The sequence below is a fragment of the Pseudomonas migulae NBRC 103157 genome, assembly GCF_002091715.1.
GTDB lineage: Bacteria > Pseudomonadota > Gammaproteobacteria > Pseudomonadales > Pseudomonadaceae > Aquipseudomonas > Aquipseudomonas migulae_A.
Window position 1 is genome coordinate 1 of sequence record NZ_BDAG01000038.1, and the last position, 15396, is coordinate 15396.

Annotated in this window: 19 protein-coding genes and 1 tRNA gene; 8 read left to right on the forward strand and 12 right to left on the reverse strand. The window is 56.6% G+C overall.

Annotated features, from left to right (window positions below; genetic code table 11):
• The 6 genes from PMI01S_RS23955 to PMI01S_RS23980 all read left to right on the forward strand — a co-directional run.
• The coding region (locus PMI01S_RS23955; protein WP_307641715.1) for a PA3715 family protein at positions 1–820 on the forward strand (820 nt) is incomplete at its 5' end.
• 5 nt (positions 821–825) lie between these two features.
• A complete protein-coding gene (gene fos / locus PMI01S_RS23960; protein WP_084322624.1) occupies positions 826–1290 on the forward strand; it encodes a fosfomycin resistance glutathione transferase in 465 nt (154 codons plus the stop codon).
• A gap of 17 nt (positions 1291–1307) precedes the next feature.
• Entirely contained in the window at positions 1308–1946 is a 639-nt protein-coding gene (locus PMI01S_RS23965; RefSeq protein WP_084322625.1) for a LysE family translocator, read from the forward strand.
• Between the two features lie 87 nt (positions 1947–2033).
• Positions 2034–3383, forward strand: coding sequence for a sensor domain-containing protein (locus tag PMI01S_RS23970; protein WP_084322626.1), 1350 nt, complete (start codon positions 2034–2036; stop codon positions 3381–3383).
• Positions 3384–3499: 116 nt separating this feature from the next.
• A complete protein-coding gene (locus PMI01S_RS23975; RefSeq protein WP_084322627.1) occupies positions 3500–3658 on the forward strand; it encodes a KGG domain-containing protein in 159 nt (52 codons plus the stop codon).
• A gap of 71 nt (positions 3659–3729) precedes the next feature.
• Positions 3730–4233, forward strand: a complete 504-nt coding sequence (locus PMI01S_RS23980; protein ID WP_084322628.1) for a DUF4142 domain-containing protein — start codon at positions 3730–3732, stop codon at positions 4231–4233.
• A gap of 80 nt (positions 4234–4313) precedes the next feature.
• On the opposite strand, the gene PMI01S_RS23985 is transcribed toward PMI01S_RS23980, so the two are convergent.
• Entirely contained in the window at positions 4314–4724 is a 411-nt protein-coding gene (locus PMI01S_RS23985; protein ID WP_084322629.1) for a low affinity iron permease family protein, read from the reverse strand.
• Positions 4725–4957: 233 nt separating this feature from the next.
• Here PMI01S_RS23985 and PMI01S_RS23990 point away from each other — a divergent pair, with 233 nt between their 5' ends.
• Positions 4958–6043: a type I restriction endonuclease gene (locus PMI01S_RS23990; RefSeq protein ID WP_084322630.1), complete on the forward strand. Its 1086-nt coding sequence runs from the start codon at positions 4958–4960 to the stop codon at positions 6041–6043.
• Between the two features lie 55 nt (positions 6044–6098).
• Here the strand turns inward: PMI01S_RS23990 and PMI01S_RS23995 are convergent, their stop codons facing one another.
• Both PMI01S_RS23995 and PMI01S_RS24000 read right to left on the reverse strand, forming a co-directional pair.
• The gene (locus PMI01S_RS23995) at positions 6099–6638 is read right to left on the reverse strand and encodes an AidA/PixA family protein (RefSeq protein ID WP_084322631.1); all 540 of its coding nucleotides are present in this window, start codon (positions 6636–6638) and stop codon (positions 6099–6101) included.
• A gap of 125 nt (positions 6639–6763) precedes the next feature.
• Positions 6764–7267 (reverse strand): inclusion body family protein, encoded by a 504-nt coding sequence (locus tag PMI01S_RS24000; RefSeq protein ID WP_017336890.1) that lies wholly within the window; start codon positions 7265–7267, stop codon positions 6764–6766.
• A 392-nt stretch (positions 7268–7659) separates the two neighbouring features.
• Between PMI01S_RS24000 and tam the strand changes: the two genes are divergently transcribed.
• Positions 7660–8430, forward strand: a complete 771-nt coding sequence (gene tam / locus PMI01S_RS24005) for a trans-aconitate 2-methyltransferase (RefSeq protein ID WP_084322632.1) — start codon at positions 7660–7662, stop codon at positions 8428–8430.
• 425 nt (positions 8431–8855) lie between these two features.
• On the opposite strand, the gene PMI01S_RS24010 is transcribed toward tam, so the two are convergent.
• The 9 genes from PMI01S_RS24010 to PMI01S_RS24050 all read right to left on the reverse strand — a co-directional run bounded on the left by PMI01S_RS24010 (position 8856) and on the right by PMI01S_RS24050 (position 15185).
• Entirely contained in the window at positions 8856–9125 is a 270-nt protein-coding gene (locus tag PMI01S_RS24010; protein WP_017336893.1) for a hypothetical protein, read from the reverse strand.
• A gap of 583 nt (positions 9126–9708) precedes the next feature.
• Entirely contained in the window at positions 9709–10017 is a 309-nt protein-coding gene (locus tag PMI01S_RS24015; RefSeq protein WP_084322633.1) for a hypothetical protein, read from the reverse strand.
• A gap of 352 nt (positions 10018–10369) precedes the next feature.
• Positions 10370–10777 carry a type II toxin-antitoxin system HicB family antitoxin gene (locus PMI01S_RS24020; RefSeq protein ID WP_084322680.1) on the reverse strand — a complete coding sequence of 136 codons (408 nt, stop codon included), beginning with the start codon at positions 10775–10777 and terminating at the stop codon, positions 10370–10372.
• Between the two features lie 37 nt (positions 10778–10814).
• Positions 10815–10994, reverse strand: a complete 180-nt coding sequence (locus tag PMI01S_RS24025) for a type II toxin-antitoxin system HicA family toxin (RefSeq protein WP_007984690.1) — start codon at positions 10992–10994, stop codon at positions 10815–10817.
• Positions 10995–11299: 305 nt separating this feature from the next.
• A tRNA-Gly gene (locus tag PMI01S_RS24030) sits at positions 11300–11373 on the reverse strand.
• A gap of 174 nt (positions 11374–11547) precedes the next feature.
• A complete protein-coding gene (locus PMI01S_RS24035; protein WP_084322634.1) occupies positions 11548–12432 on the reverse strand; it encodes an alpha/beta fold hydrolase in 885 nt (294 codons plus the stop codon).
• 314 nt (positions 12433–12746) lie between these two features.
• Entirely contained in the window at positions 12747–13439 is a 693-nt protein-coding gene (locus PMI01S_RS24040; RefSeq protein WP_084322635.1) for a pseudouridine synthase, read from the reverse strand.
• 57 nt (positions 13440–13496) lie between these two features.
• Entirely contained in the window at positions 13497–13691 is a 195-nt protein-coding gene (locus PMI01S_RS24045) for a cysteine-rich CWC family protein (protein WP_084322636.1), read from the reverse strand.
• Positions 13692–13697: 6 nt separating this feature from the next.
• A complete protein-coding gene (locus PMI01S_RS24050) occupies positions 13698–15185 on the reverse strand; it encodes a sensor domain-containing diguanylate cyclase (protein WP_084322637.1) in 1488 nt (495 codons plus the stop codon).
• Positions 15186–15396: the final 211 nt, after the last annotated feature.

The window sequence follows — 15396 nt, forward strand, 5'->3', positions numbered from 1 at the left end:
GACTGGCTGGCAGTCGCTACCGTACTATCAGTTGTCGTGCGGGCCTGAAATCGTCTGTTTTTTTGAAACACACAAGGAGCAAGGAATGACATTGAAGTCTGTACGAATGGGATATGCGGCACTGTGCAGTTTGATGATGGCGGGACAGGCCTTCGCTGCTTGCGAGAAACCGTTTCTGGCCGGCGATTTCGGCTATTCGGTGTGCAAGGAGTGGCCGGCCTATCCGGGGCTGACGATTACGGCATTGTCGCAGTTCGAATCGGGGTACTCGGCGAGCGATTATGGGCCTCAGGGTAAATACGATCTCAATCTTGCCATTGTCTCGGCGGGTGATTCGAAACCGCTGGCGACGTATCACAAGACAGCGGCTTTCGAGTCGGATGCCATTGCCTTTGAAGACCTGCAACTCGACACCGCACGTTACAAGCTCACGCCGGACCTGAGAGCGTTTGGTGTACGCGTCACGTTCAAGGGTTCGTCACGGGTCAATCCCGTGAGTGAAAAGTTGCTCTCGCTCTATGTGAAAGAGGGCGGCCAGTTGCGTCCGGTCCTCGACAAGCTCATCACCTATGAGTACGGCGGTGAATGGGATGGCAATTGCGCCGGAGAGCTTTATCGACACACCCGCACCCTCGAAATCGGCAACACCCGTTCACATGGCTACGCGGACCTGATCGTCAAAACAGTGTCCAGCCGCGAAATCGGGAAGGGCGAGGGGGAGGCTTGTGAATCAAAGACCATTACCGAAAAACCGGTGCTGACGACGCTTCGATACGACGGTAAAAGCTACGTCCTGCCACACGGTTTCAAAGGTCTATAAATATCATGCTAACCGGCCTCAACCACCTGACCCTCGCCGTCACCGACCTGACCCGCAGCGTTGAGTTCTATCATGACCTCCTGCAACTTCAGCTCGACGCTACCTGGGACACCGGCGCCTATCTTTCGCTGCCCGGCCTGTGGCTGTGCCTTTCCCTCGATCCCCTGCGCAACGCCGGGCCTGCCGCCGATTACACCCATTACGCCTTCAGCATCAGCACACCCGACTTCCTGCCATTCGTCGAACGCCTTCGAGCCGTCAACGTCCGGGAATGGCGCGACAACCGCAGCGAAGGCGCGTCGTTCTACTTCCTCGACCCGGACGGCCACAAACTCGAAGCCCATGTCGGCGATCTGGCGTCGCGGCTGGCGGCCTGTCGGCAGCGTCCCTATGCGGGAATGAAGTTCTTCGACGATCAGTCAGTCGATTTCCGGGGACCTGATATAGACTTGCGCCCATTCACCAAATAGTTCAAAGGATTTCCCCGATGACCCCATCGCTGCTAATGGCCGTTCTCGCCTCGGGCTTCATTTACGGGATCACTCCGGGGCCGGGCGTATTGGCGGTGTTCGGCATTGGTGCAGCGCGTGGGCGGCGGGCAGGGGCAGGTTTTTTGTGCGGGCATTTGCTCGGTGACGTGGTCTGGTGCAGCACCGCGCTGATCGCGATCGTCGGGGCGCGGGAGATCGGCAGTACGGCGTTTGACGTGTTGGGCGTGCTCAGCGGGCTGTATCTGTTCTGGCTCGGTTTGCGCGCGGTGCGGGCCAGGCGCAGCAGTGCCGAAGCGCCGCAGGGCCCGGCGCGACAACCGTTCTGGCACGGCATTCTGTTCGGTCTGACCAATCCCAAGGCTTATCCGGTGGCGGTGGCGACCTTTACGGCGCTGCTGTCCAGTCGTGCGGAGTTGTTGCATTGGTCGATGCTGCCCTGGCTGATCGTTCTGAGCTTCGTCGGCGGTCTGATCGCCTACGCTATCCTCATTGGCATCGTCGGTGCACGGCAGGTGCGCAGCCTGTATCAACGGCATGAATTGGCGATCACCCGGCTGTGCGGGGTGATGTTTATCGGTTTCGCCATCAACGCCCTGGCGCATGCTTTGCCGGGGCTGATGCCGAACAAGGTTTGAAACTGATCGCAGGGACGCGTCAGCGGCATCATCACCGGTCAGGGACGGTTTTTTATTGCTGCATTGTTCGGACATGCTCTCTGCACCATGGCAACCAGAAATTCCGCGCCGTTGGCGAGTTACATCGATCTACTGCTGGACGCCGTTTGCGCGGTTGATAAACAAGGTCGCTTTGTTTTTGTCAGCGCGGCCTGCGAGCGCATTTTCGGATACACGCCGGATGAGCTGGTCGGCCAGCCGATGATCGATCTGGTGCATCCCGCCGATCGCCAGCGCACCCTCGACGCTGCGCGGGAGATCATGGGCGGCGACCCCAAACTCAACTTCGAAAACCGCTACCTGCGCAAGGATGGCGGCGTGGTGCACATCCTGTGGTCCGCGCGCTGGTCGGAAGTCGATCAATTGCGCATCGCCGTGGCCCGCGACATCACCGAGCGCAAGCAGGCCGAGTCCCGGCAGGCGGCGCTGTATGCAATCTCTGAAGCGGCTCACGCGGCGGAAGACTTGCTGGCGTTGTTCAAACGCATCCACCTGATCATCGGTGAGTGGCTGCCGGCGCTGAATTTCTCCGTCGCGCTGTATGACGAGCACTGCGCGCAGCTCAATTTCCCTTACCACGTCGATGACAACGAACAGCAACCCGAGCAGCCCGGTACCGTCACCGGACGGCTGTGTGCCGAGGTGATCCGCAGCGGCCAGCCGATCCTGCTGACCCCGGATCAGGACAACGCTCCGGAAGGCTTTGAGTTGCTGGTTGCCGGCCAGCATTCGCCCTGCTGGCTGGGCGTGCCGTTGAACTCGCAGAACGGCACCATCGGCGCGCTGATCGTTAAAAGCGTGGCGGGCAGCGAGCGCTACACCGAGCAAGACAAGGAACTGTTGCAGTTCGTGTGCGCCCAGGTCGCGACCGCCATCGAGCGCAAGCAATTGCATGCCCGGCTGCAGCGCATGGCCCAGTACGATCAACTGACCCAACTGCCCAATCGCGAGTTGCTCCGTGACCGGCTGAAAGCCTCCCTGACACTGGCCAAGTCGGAATGCGGGCGCATGGCGCTGCTGTACGTCGATCTCGACCGCTTCAAGGAAGTCAACGACACCCACGGCCATGCGGTCGGCGACATGCTGCTGCAAGCGGTCGCCAATCGCCTGAAAGGCTGCGTGCGGGAAACCGACACCGTGGCGCGTATCGGTGGTGATGAGTTTGTGGTGTTGTTGCACAGCATCCAGGCTGCGGAAGACGCTGACGGTGTCGCCGGCAAAATCCGACACATCCTGGCGCAGCCACTGCGGCTGGATGGCCACAACCTGAACATCCAGCCGAGCATCGGCGTTGCGCATTACCCCGAGCACGGCACAGAGGAAAAGCAATTGTTCCGCCATGCCGACGAGGCCATGTACAGCGCCAAACGTCAGAATCACCTGCAGCACAGGGCTTGAAAACCAGTCGCCGTTCGTCGCATCGATCCCAGTTTTTCTAAACCTTTGCAGTGATCGAAATTCAGATTCTATGCGGGCTCCTGCTCGCCGCGATCAATACCAAGAGGTAGAGAATCATGCCTAACTCAAGAAACTCGAACTCGGGAAATCTCGCCAACGATCGAACGAAGGCGTCTGAAGCCGGTCGCAAAGGTGGGAAAACTACCACCACGACTGTTGATAAAGAGCCTGCGAAACCCGATATGGGCCGCAAAAGTGGCCAGAAATCCAAGTAGTGGTGACAGTAGTTTTGATTGAGAGGCGGGAGCGAAAGCTCCCGTTTGAATTTATAGAGGAGGGCGCGACCATGAACCGGATGGCCACCCGAATACGCAGGGCAAGTTTTGCCACGTTACTGGGCCTGTGTGCCAGCAGTGCCTTTGCCCAGTCCCCCGCCGAATTCATCAACGATGCGTCGGCCAAAGGCATGGCGGACATCGAAACCAGCCGCCTGGCGCACCAGAAGTCCGAATCCAAAGAGGTCAAGGACTACACCATCATCGTCATCAACGACCGCACCACCGCCAACCAGCACCTGGCGAAAATCGCCAAGCAACTTGATCTGCCGGTGGCGCCACGGGAAGAAGTGGTCGACAAGGCCAAAACCTTGATGCCGCCAGTGCAGGACGGCGCGACCTTCGATCAGGCCTACGCCGCCAGCCAGGTGAAGACCACGCAGGAAGCCATCGAGCAACTGCAGCGGACCGCGCAGACCACCGATGTGCCTGAGATCAAGGCCTTCGCCGAAGAAACCCTGCCCAAACTGCAGAACCATCTGCAAATGGCCAAGGCGCTGCAGGCCAGTCGCTGACGCACATTTTGAGCATTCTGCAGGAGCCGGCTTGCTGGCGATCCAAACACCGCGGTGTGTCAGACACGCCGCTAGCGCATTCAGCAGTCGTTCAAATCCTGTTTGTGCTTGCCCTTGGTCGCCAGCCCCGCCAGACCATGCACCTCATTTTCGCCCATGGCGCGATAGTGTTTACGCAGCGCCTCCAGCTGTTTCAGATCCAGCGCCTCGAGCCCGAGCATCGCGTTCTGCGCCTCCTTGTTCACCCGCAGCAACTCATCGATCTTCAAATGCAGAATGTCGGTGTCGCGGTTCTGCGTGTTCTGGATCAGGAACACCATCAGGAACGTGATGATTGTGGTCGAGGTGTTGATGATCAGTTGCCAGGTGTCGTTGTAATCAAAAATCGGCCCGCTCAAACCCCACAGGCCGATAAGAATCAACGCCCCCATGAACGTCTTGGGACTGCCGGCCCACAACGCAAGTTTCTGCGAGATTTTTGCGAATTTCATTGCCGTGTTCCTTATAGGGATGCGCCTGAGTTTCAGACAGCGCGGGCGTGATGAAAATTCTGATTACCTATTCGAGTTCCATTAAAAAGCGAAGGGCTCCAGATCCGAGGGCGGAGAGAGTCATTCGCAATTCTTGGGCGGAATCTTTCTTTGTGCTGGTTTGTGTCTAGTATCAAAGGCAATCAATTTGCCAGCATGCAAACACACGGATCGAAACCAGGAAGGGGTCACGCATGGAATTTTTCGAAAAGTTAGCAAGTTTAGCCGCCAAAGTCCGTTTGCAGAGCGCTGCAATTCAAACGGAAGAGGCGACGAAGAACGCTTTTGTCATGCCCTTTATCAGCACGGTGCTTGGCTACGATGTCTTCGACCCGACCGAGGTTACTCCCGAATTCGTCTGCGACATTGGAACGAAGAAGGGAGAAAAAATTGACTATGCAATCATGAAGGCAGGTGAGGTTCAGATCCTGATCGAGTGCAAGAAAATAGGCGAACCACTACACATCAATCATGCCTCGCAGCTGTTCCGTTACTTCCACGTCACCAGCGCTCGTATTTCCATCCTCACCAACGGTCAGATCTACAAATTCTTCACTGATCTGGATGCGCCCAACAAGATGGATGAGAAACCTTTTCTTGAGCTCGATCTCCTGGATATCGACGAGTATTCCGTCCCAGAGTTGGTAAAGCTCACTAAGTCTGCGTTCGATGTGGATTCGATCATCAGCGCCGCGGGTGAGTTGAAATACGTCAGCCAAATCAAAAAGATCATTGCTTCGCAAGTCAGCAAACCCGATGACGATTTTGTGAAGGTATTCGCTTCCCGGGTGTATGACGGTGTCATAACGCAGAAAGTACGTGAGCAGTTTCATGAGTTGACGAGAAAAGCAGTCGTGCAGTTTCTCAATGATCAGATCAATGACCGGCTCAAGTCGGCGATGAGCGGAGCCATCCAGCCAGCGCTGGCCTCGTTGCCGGTTTCCTCAGGCGGAGCTGAACAGGCAGATGTACGAGATGAGTCAGAGGACAAGGTTCTGACGACGTTGGAAGAACTGGAGGGTTATCACATAGTCCGTGCCGTGGTTCGTTCAGTCGTGGATGCCAAGCGAATTGTTCAGCGCGATACCCAGAGTTACTTCGGCATCCTGCTGGACGACAACAACCGAAAACCGATCTGTCGTCTGCACTTCAATCGCTCACAGAAGTACATCGGCATATTTGACGAAGAGAAGAATGAAACCCGGCATGCAATCAACTCTGTTGATGACATCTACGAGTACTCGGATCATTTGAAGAAGACGGTCGGGTATTACGACTAGCCAGTTAATTGCAAAAAAACCGACTGTTGAGGTCGGTTTTTTTTTTGAGTTTTTTTCAGTCCGGAAGCCTCACTTCAACCGCCCAACTGAAATACCCCAACGCCTCACAGTTTTTATCAATCAGCATGAATTTCAGCTCGCACGCTTCAACCCCGGTGGCGAGTCGTGTGCATTTCCAATAATGATCATCGGCCTGGTGACTACCCGGTTCAGTCGGGTTTTCAGGATCGGGTGCCGGCACTGTCAGGCCGTCCTGAGCCACCAGTTCAGGCGCAGAAAGTACGCCGGCATCGCCAACGGACATGTCGTAAAAAACCACGCTGTGCTCGGCGAGCAAGCTGACGGTTCTGCCTCGGATATGGAATGTCGCATCCTTCCCGGCTCTTAAAGTAATAGAGCTGTCATTTATCGTATTTTGTGGCTTCAGCGATCCGTTGATGGCGAAGACAAAACCATCAGAAATGGACGTCGGCTTGTCCGCCTCAAGACTGGGCTCCGGGTAACGTGACAGCAGTGATTCGGCATCGACAATCAGCAACACATTGTTGGCAGTCGCGACGCTGGATGAGGGCGATTTGATCGGTTCGGAAGTCATCATGGATTCCTTTCATGATGGTGGCACATGACGGCAGCCGCTTCGGTTCATGCAGGCATCCTGTTCCTGTCGAAGCGGCAACGTAGTCGGCAAAAGCCCCTCGTTACCAAGGGGCCGGACGCTCGTCAGTTACGGATGGTAATAAACGGGTCCCACGAGCAGCAGCCGACGATCTTGCAATCGCGATCCACGATCAGGAAGTGGAAGTGATACGTCACGCTGCCGCAGGACAGGGTTTCCGAAGACCAGTAATGGTTATCGACTTTCTGGCAGCTTGGTACCGATGGATTGCTGGTGTTGGGGACCGCAACGCAAGCGGTAGCCTTGCGCGGCGTGGGCGTGGAGATCAAGTCGTTACCGACATTGCCGATGAACTTGTAGAAAATCACGGCGGTCTCGAAGCTCTGCGACAGGCTGGTTTCACGCCAGCGAATCAGGTCGCCTACCTGTGCTTTCAAGTTGAGTTCGCCCCCGGCCTGGCCGCTCACCACGTTGTTCTGATTGGTCACCATGTACACATGGTTGACGTCGATCAGTGTTGGCGAAGCCGGGTTTTTGCTGATGTTCGGGTAGTTTTTCAAGATGGTTTCGGTGTCGATGGAAACCAGCACATCCGTGACTCGAGACATAGTAAAGCTCCTTGTTCATAGTGAATGCCTGGCATCTTTCCAGGCTCAACAACGCTTGCTTGCCTTGCGGTCGTTGCGCAAACACTACGGACGGAACCCACCTGTCACGGGCATGAGCTGGCCTTGCTCCTTGAGTACAAACTGACGGGTTCGGGTTCCTTCCGACGGGCCGCGATTGGACTATAGAAGTGAAACTCAGGCTGTCAAAATTGCTTTGCTGGTAGCTCGACGAACGGTCGATCTGGTGATGGCTTTCGATGATTTGGCGATAAGAAACAGCCCTCATATCCTTTGAACATCCATAAGTCGGATAGGGCTGGCGCACGGGTCGATGTATCGTAGCGAACCGGTTGTCGGCCCAGGCCCGGATAACGAATCGACAGGAGAACGCAATGAGTTGGTCCGCCCAGCAATACGTCGCTTTTGAAGATGAACGCACCCGCCCGGCACGCGACCTGCTCGCGGCGATTCCGCCTGTGGACGCACGTTCGGCCATCGACATCGGCTGCGGCCCCGGCAACTCGACCGAATTGCTCGTGGAGCGCTTCACCAACGCCGCGGTGCGCGGTGTCGACAGTTCAACCGACATGATCGAAACCGCCCGCAAGCGGTTGCCGCAAGTGCAGTTCGACACCGTTGATATTGGCACCTGGAACGACAACGGCCCGTTCGACGTGATCTTCGCCAACGCGGTGTTGCAGTGGTTGCCCGATCACGCGACGTTGCTGCCTTCACTCGCCGCCCGACTGACCCAGGGCGGCAGCCTGGCCATTCAGATGCCCGACAACCTTAACGAACCGTCCCATCGCCTGATGCGCGAAGTCGCTGCCGATGGCCCGTGGGCCAGCAAGCTGGCGGACGCCGCCGGGCAACGCACAGAAATGGCCAGTGCCAGCGATTACTATTCGATGCTGCGACCACACTGCACGCGCGTGGATGTGTGGCGCACCACCTACCATCATCCGCTGGCGGGCGGTGCGTCGGGCGTGGTCGAGTGGTTCAAGGGCAGCGGTTTGCGGCCGTTTCTCGAACCGCTGGATGACGCGGAAAAGACGCAGTACCTCAAGCAATATCACGCCGCGATCGAGCAGGCGTATCCGACGCTGAGCGATGGTTCGGTGCTGCTGCCGTTCCCGCGATTGTTCATTGTCGCGACCCGTTGATGCCAAAAAGGGACAGACAACGTTATCTGTCCCTTCGTTTGGCACTCAAGTAGTCGAAAAGAAACGACGCAAAGCCGAACAACCCAATCATTGAAATGATCATGATCCCCAACTCTGAATTGTCCATGCTGATCTCTGCGTGAAAGGTGAGAGGGCAGGGTAGGGGTTTTTTGGTTGGGGTTGATGCTGCGCTACTGCTTCTTTACTGGGTTGCGGGGATCTATACGAAAAATATACGTGGAGCGCCGAAAAAACCTGTGGCGAGGGAGCTTGCTCCCGTCGGACTGCGCAGCAGTCCTTGTTTGGGGCCGTTTCGCGACCCAGCGGGAGCAAGCTCCCTCGCCACAGTAACTGGTAAAGAAGTTCACGACACAGCAGTTGATTTACGAATCAAAAGGGGCGCCAAAAAGACGCCCTTTTTGATGTCAGGACGGTTCTGCATCCATCCGTCGCGCAATGACATCCAGCACATCGCAGCCATCGCGCAAGGGGATGCTGCAGAGCATTGCGAAGTCGCTGAGAATCACCGAATCCGAATTGATTTCGCCGCGCATCGCGAGGTTTTCCAGGACCTGCGTCACCGCTCCGATTCTGTAACGGGCGGAGCTGAGAAGGGAATGCAGCGGTTGGGTGGTGTTGACGTAGAACGTGGGGAGGTCGTCGGCGTTGCTGGTTAAAGCCATGTAGTCATTCATGAGTGATCACCATATCGGAGGGAAGACCTACCACTCAATCGTCGCCAAACAATAGGGTGGTAGCTGTACGTGGGTTGGCGAACCGGGACATGGTAAAACCGGCAGACCGTGGGGTCTCCCACGCACAGCCACCAAAAAAAGAGGCAGCCAAGTGCGTTCAAAAGCACTCCGAGAAATTCTCGGAGGCTTCTGTACCAGTCATCGAGTCGCCAAACCCAATACGCCATTTGGGCGCGTTCGGACTATAGGACTCATGACAAAGGCACAGCAATGGACAAGTCTACGGACAATTCCCAGAGTCGTGTAGGAGCTTGCCTTTTCCACATACTGTCTCGTTTAAACCCTCAGAGAATGGGCATTGCTTCCCGGTGTCAGTGTCGATGAATCCATTAATTGGGCAACGAAAACGTTAACAAAACGCCGATTTCATGGAAAAACGTTAATTTCCGTGTTGAAACAAAATGCCTGACACAAAAAAACCGGCCATCAAGGCCGGTCAGGTGAAGCACCTCGTCGAACAGCTGGAAACGATCCCTGCGTTCTGTTGTGGCTCTGCTTGCCTTCTACCTTTGTGTGAGGATGCTCAATAGGCCGGTTGCTTCACGCCCCCAGGGTGACTTTCACGTTGTTTTTTCTGGTACTCCTCCGCTTTGTGCGAAGAACCTGAGTCTTTCTCCAGCGTTTTTGAATCAGCCCCGGAATTTGCCCCCGAAGACTCCTCGCCTTTTTTGCTGGCCTTGTCCTTGTTTGATTCAGCTGCTTGCCCCTGGTTAAGACCGGGAAGAGCGGCAGGAGGAACGGCACTTCCTGTCGTCTTCTCGGCCGCTAGCGCGTAGAACGAGCAGGAAGACAGTAGGCCCGCAAGCGTCAGAGCAGCGATTTTGGTGTTCATGCTTAAGCCTTCCGTCCGAGGGATGTACTCATTGGAAGGCAGGTTCGAGGGAGTGTGCCGGACAGCTGACGAGCGGAAGGATTGAAAGCAGGTGGAGATGAGCAGTGAATGCCGCGTGTCACTAAATCCGACCCATAAAAAAACCGGCCACTGAGGCTAATGCCGATCAGTTAAGCGAAAGCTGACTCTTGTAGGAGCGAGCTTGCTCGCGATGGACGCCAACGATAACGCGTATTGTCTGGGTACACGCGTCGTCCTGAAGTCCATCGCGAGCAAGCTCGCTCCTACAAATTCTCTTAACTGACTGGCATTAGCCACTGAGGCCGGTTTTTGCATTTTAGAAACAACGTCATCAGCTCTGCTGCAACACCTTCAGTGCTGCCGATGCCAGAAAACCTGAACGGCTTTTCTCTTCCGGGTGGTGCAATACGTATTCGTCGATGCGGTTGAGCAAGTAGCCCGGCAGGGTGATGTTCAGCTTCTGGGCTTTGCCCAGGTACTTGGTAACATCGATGTCCACCACCGCCCATGTACAACCGGCGTACTGCGGATTGGCCGCATGCAGAGTGACTTTGTTCGCGGGTGGAATCGGTGAACCGTCTTCGGCAAGAATTTCAAAATGGCCCTCAATGGCTTCGCGAGCCATGGCCATGGCATCATCCAGATCCTCACCAGCTGAGTAGCACCCCGGAATATCCGGTACCTCTACGCCCCAAGCGTGTTCGTCATCGCCCATTGAAATCGCAATTGGGTAAAGCATGTTCATTGTCCTCCTGAGTCGCCGCGCATCGGGATCGTCAGAGCAGCGCCTGTTGCAAAATACTGATTGCCGTTTTTTTGAGCAGGTCCTTTTTCGGATGAGGAACTGTTACCAGCCCCGGTTTGGTCGGGTGCTTGAAGTGATGATGACTGCCCCTGATTCGAACCAGATACCAGCCATCCGCAACGATCTGGCTTATCAAAAATCGGCTATTCACATCACCTCCATGTGGTGTGCTTAGGTGGTTACTATACCTACTGAGTTTATATGATCAACACTATAACCACTGAGCCTTCTCGGCGCCGATGGAAAGAGGGTGTGAAAAACGAGTTTAGGAGGGCGTGAGGAGAGAGTTCGGAGATGGCCGCAAATGAGGCGTTTTCTATATTGCAGGGTTTTGCCGCACCCCTTGAAACGCTCCTGTAGCTCCATCGAAGGGCATAAAAAAACCGGCCACATGGGCCGGTTTTTTTCTTTCTAGATCCCCGTCAAAACCATCTCAACGTGAGACCAAAATTCGATTGGAGCGGGTGAAGGGAATCGAACCCTCGTTATCAGCTTGGGAAGCTGGAGTAATGCCATTATACGACACCCGCTCAGAGCGGCTGACTTTGTACCAGATGTGCGCGTGGAAATGAAGTTTTTCTTTGCGCGAGATGGCTTTAGCGCAGGTGAAACAAGACATCGGACCGCGTGACGGTCGTTCGCGGGCAAGCCTCGCGCCTACTGTATGGCGTTAGGCTGCGAAGCTTGCTCGCGATGACGCTGTTTCAGATTGACAATGCATGGTGGTCCTGGACGTAGTGGTAACGCGGTCGGCTTGCCTGTTGCTCTGGTTTCAGGAAACCGAGCAATGCGTTGCGACTGTCTCGGCAGGCGGCTTTGTGTTCCATGTCGAGAAAGTGGCCCGTCGCATCCAGCGTCGTGAAGGAGGCGTGTTTCACGTGGTCGGCGAACAACCGGGCGCCATCGGCGGCGGTGTATTCGTCCCATTCGCCGTTCATGAACAGCACCGGCACGTTGATTTTCTCAGCGGCTTTGAAGAAGCACTGGCGATCGCTGTGCAAGAGGTCGTTGATGTGGAAGTGCATCTGCCCGTATTCATGATCGGCCAGGCTGCTGACGTGTCGATAGTTGAAGCGCTTGAACAGGGTCGGCAGGTGTTTGCCGATGGTGCTGTTCACCAGGTTGCCGACCCGGTCGCCGTCACGGCTGCCGAGGTAGTCAACACCGCGCTCGAGGTAGTCGAGCATGTGCGCGTTGATCTCCGGGGAGAACGAGCTGATCACGGCTTTTTCGATCCGTCGCGGTTGTTGGGCGAGGGCGACCAGGGTCGCGGCGCCACCCCAGGAAAACGACAGCACGTGTTCGGCGGCGAAGTGGTCGATCAGCTCCAGGAGGATCTGCCCTTCGACTTCCTTGGTCAGCAATTTCTCATGCAGGTTGTGGGCTTTTGACTTGCCCGCGTAGGGCTGGTCGTAGCAGACCACATTGAACTGCGGATGGAGGTTTTTCACGGTTTGTGCAAACGACGCAGTCGTGGCCATCGAGCCGTTGACCAAGATAATGGTCTTCTCTGCGGCGTCTGCGCGATAGAACTCCGTGTAAACCCGATACTGACCCTGTATATCCAGCACAGCGATTTCTGGCCTCATGTCATAAGACTCCTGGCAAGCGGGTATGCGCGCAAATGAGATTGCACGAGCTTTGTGACAGGTAGGCATACGCCTGGAATTTTGGAGGCCCATGTCGATCCATTGCAGTCCGGTCGACGGGTATTGTTATTGGCGGGCAGTCTGCCGGTCTGAGGCGGAACCTGAGGGTTCTCTAACCGACAAAAAGTTTCTTAGAAGTATGTTGTGACTCGTCAGTCACATTTCGGCTGACGACCTGATTCAAGCAGGGGAGAGGGGATCGCGCAAGTGCCATTTGTGAATTGTTCGACAACTTCTGCTGAGCGGTAGGCTGCTTAGATCAATTGGATCTCTTCGGTGCGCAACGCACGGTACTCGCCCGGTTTTAGCGCGTTATCGAGCACCAGCGGACCCATGCTTTCGCGGTGCAGGCGCAGTACTTTGTTGTCGAAGTGGCCGAACATCCGCTTCACCTGGTGATAACGGCCTTCGACGATGCTCAGGCGCGCCGACTTCGGCCCGAGCACGATCAGCTCGGCAGGTTGGGTGGTGAGGTCTTCGAAGGCGAAATACAGGCCTTCGGTGAATTTCAGCGCGTATTGCGGGCCGATCTCCTGTTCGGTCTCGACGTAATAGACCTTGGGCAGTTTGGTCTGCGGTTGGGTCAGGCGTCGCGACCAGCTGCCGTCGTTGGTGATCAGCATCAGACCGGTGGTGTTGAAGTCGAGGCGGCCGGCGATGTGCAGGTCGTCCTTGTCCGGCTCGTCGATCAGGTCGAGCACGGTCGGATGCTCTGGGTCGCGAGTGGCGCTGACGCAACCGGGCGGTTTGTGCAGCATGAAGTAGCGGGCGGGTTTGCCGACTTGCAGGACTTCCTCATCGACCTCGACACGGCTGAATTCCAGCACCTCGGTGTGCGGGTCGCTGACGATTTTTCCGTCAACCCGCACGCGCTTTTCCACCAGCAACAGGCGAACCTGCTTACGGTTGAAGCGGGGCAGGTTGCTGAGAAAACGGTCAACGCGCATGAGTTGAGATCGGCAGGAAAAGGGCCGCGCATCTTACGCGATCGGCCGGGCCGCTGCTTACAACTGCGACTCGACCTGCGCGCAGCGAGGGCACAGGCAGGATTTGTCGCGCAGCTCGGCGGGCAGCGCTTCGAGTACCGCCGGGTCGATGCTGACGCTGTAGCACCAGCAGGGCCGATCGGCGGTTCGCGGGTCGGCCAGGGTGCAGTCATTGGAGGCGCCGCAGGCCGGGCAGAATTCAGGCTTGTTCATGTAGGGCTATGCATAACTGGTGTGAGGCATTTGCGCGCAGGTACGGTTACGGCCGGATTGCTTGGCCCGATACATCGCATGATCGGCCCGAGAGAGCAGGGTGTGTAAGGTGTCATCCGGTTGCAAGGTGGTCAAGCCGATGCTGACCGTCAGCTGCAAGGCATGATCGTTGTAGGCATAACGCTGGTGTTCGACATGCTGGCGAATTTTCTCGGCGATCATCAGACCCGTCTCACCGTCCGTGTCCTTGAGCAGCACGATGAACTCTTCACCGCCCCAGCGACAAACGATGTCGGAATGGCGCAGGCAGCTCTCAAGATCCCTTGCGAAACCGATCAGCACCTGATCGCCGGCGAGGTGGCCGTAGGTGTCGTTCAAGGCCTTGAAGTGGTCCAGATCCAGCAACAATGCAGTCAGCGGTTTCGGTTCGCGTTGGGCTTCGTGCATGGCTTGCGCGGCCAGCAGGTCGAAGCCGCGACGGTTCGGCAATTCGGTCAGGCTGTCGAGCGTCGCCTGCGCGTGGATCTTGCCCTGATAGCGTTTGATCACCCGGTTGAGCAGCATCAGCACGATCAGCGTAACGAGCAGGCAAATCAGTAAATTGAGGTACAGCGACTGACGGATCTCACTCAGGGCGCCGTCTTCGCGTTTGTCGACGAACAGGTACCAGTTCAGCTCCGGAATGAACCGCACGTTAAGGAAATGTCCCTGGCCCTGGACGGAATATTCGTAGCTGCCGCTGTGGGGTTTGGGCAGTTGGCTGACCAGGTCTTTCATGCTCTCGAGTTCACTGAGTTTCTGGCCGATGTGCGCGCCTTGCGGGCCACCCTCTGCGCCGGTGAGTACCAGCCTGCCAAAGCTGTCGACGAAGTACACACTGCGCTGGTAGCGCTGCTGGTATTTGTCGATCAGCTTGATCACCGCGTCCACCGTCAGACCGACGCCCGCCGCGCCGATGAAACGGTTGTTGTAGTCGTAGACCTTGTAGTTGATGAAGAACGTCAGGTTGTCTTTGTTGGCAAGGTCGGGGTCGACGTTGATCTCGTAGGGATCGGCCATGTCACGCACGCGGAAATACCAGGCGTCGCGCGGTTCAGTGACTTTGACTTGCTTGAGCACGCCTTTGGCGTGGTAGTAGGTGAGCGTGCCGTTGGAGACGAAAAACGCAGTGTAGGCGCCGTAGTGGGTCATGACCTCGTTGAGGTAGCGGGTCATCTGGTCGGGGTCTTTTTCGCCGTTGACCACCCAGTCGCGCATGAAGGTGTCGCGAGACATCATCGAGGAAATCAGGATCGGTCTGACAAGGTCTTTCTGGATTTCCGAGTAGACCGTGTCCGATGTCAGCGGCAGCTCGGTGTTGACGATGTTGTCGCGGATCGACGCGCGCGAGGCGTAGTAGCTGAGGAATGACGTGGCGAGGAAGCCTGCGCCCAGCAGCGCGATCAGCGTGAGGACCAGCGAACGTTGCGAATACAGCGGCGAGTGAAGCGGCATGGCGATTCCGTTGGCAGTGACCCGATGGGGAGCATTCTAGAGGGACTGCGGGGAAATAACTGCGGGATTTGTGGGGTGAATCGGCAGGAATCAGGTGCGATGGCGCCTGTGCGGACGCCTTCGCGGGCACGTCGGAACGCCGACCGCTCGCTCCAGATCAACACCGCATGACCTGTAGGAGCCGGCTTGCTGGCGATGGTGGGTCAGCTAC

Bases quoted from the DNA above. Each gene is read 5' to 3' on its own strand.
- fos (WP_084322624.1), top strand. From the start codon at position 826: ATGCTAACCGGCCTCAACCACCTGACCCTCGCCGTCACCGACCTGACC.
- PMI01S_RS23965 (WP_084322625.1), top strand. From the start codon at position 1,308: ATGACCCCATCGCTGCTAATGGCCGTTCTCGCCTCGGGCTTCATTTAC.
- PMI01S_RS23970 (WP_084322626.1), top strand. From the start codon at position 2,034: ATGGCAACCAGAAATTCCGCGCCGTTGGCGAGTTACATCGATCTACTG.
- PMI01S_RS23975 (WP_084322627.1), top strand. From the start codon at position 3,500: ATGCCTAACTCAAGAAACTCGAACTCGGGAAATCTCGCCAACGATCGA.
- PMI01S_RS23980 (WP_084322628.1), top strand. From the start codon at position 3,730: ATGAACCGGATGGCCACCCGAATACGCAGGGCAAGTTTTGCCACGTTA.
- PMI01S_RS23985 (WP_084322629.1), bottom strand. From the start codon at position 4,724: ATGAAATTCGCAAAAATCTCGCAGAAACTTGCGTTGTGGGCCGGCAGT.
- PMI01S_RS23990 (WP_084322630.1), top strand. From the start codon at position 4,958: ATGGAATTTTTCGAAAAGTTAGCAAGTTTAGCCGCCAAAGTCCGTTTG.
- PMI01S_RS23995 (WP_084322631.1), bottom strand. From the start codon at position 6,638: ATGACTTCCGAACCGATCAAATCGCCCTCATCCAGCGTCGCGACTGCC.
- PMI01S_RS24000 (WP_017336890.1), bottom strand. From the start codon at position 7,267: ATGTCTCGAGTCACGGATGTGCTGGTTTCCATCGACACCGAAACCATC.
- tam (WP_084322632.1), top strand. From the start codon at position 7,660: ATGAGTTGGTCCGCCCAGCAATACGTCGCTTTTGAAGATGAACGCACC.
- PMI01S_RS24010 (WP_017336893.1), bottom strand. From the start codon at position 9,125: ATGAATGACTACATGGCTTTAACCAGCAACGCCGACGACCTCCCCACG.
- PMI01S_RS24015 (WP_084322633.1), bottom strand. From the start codon at position 10,017: ATGAACACCAAAATCGCTGCTCTGACGCTTGCGGGCCTACTGTCTTCC.
- PMI01S_RS24020 (WP_084322680.1), bottom strand. From the start codon at position 10,777: ATGCTTTACCCAATTGCGATTTCAATGGGCGATGACGAACACGCTTGG.
- PMI01S_RS24035 (WP_084322634.1), bottom strand. From the start codon at position 12,432: ATGAGGCCAGAAATCGCTGTGCTGGATATACAGGGTCAGTATCGGGTT.
- PMI01S_RS24040 (WP_084322635.1), bottom strand. From the start codon at position 13,439: ATGCGCGTTGACCGTTTTCTCAGCAACCTGCCCCGCTTCAACCGTAAG.
- PMI01S_RS24045 (WP_084322636.1), bottom strand. From the start codon at position 13,691: ATGAACAAGCCTGAATTCTGCCCGGCCTGCGGCGCCTCCAATGACTGC.
- PMI01S_RS24050 (WP_084322637.1), bottom strand. From the start codon at position 15,185: ATGCCGCTTCACTCGCCGCTGTATTCGCAACGTTCGCTGGTCCTCACG.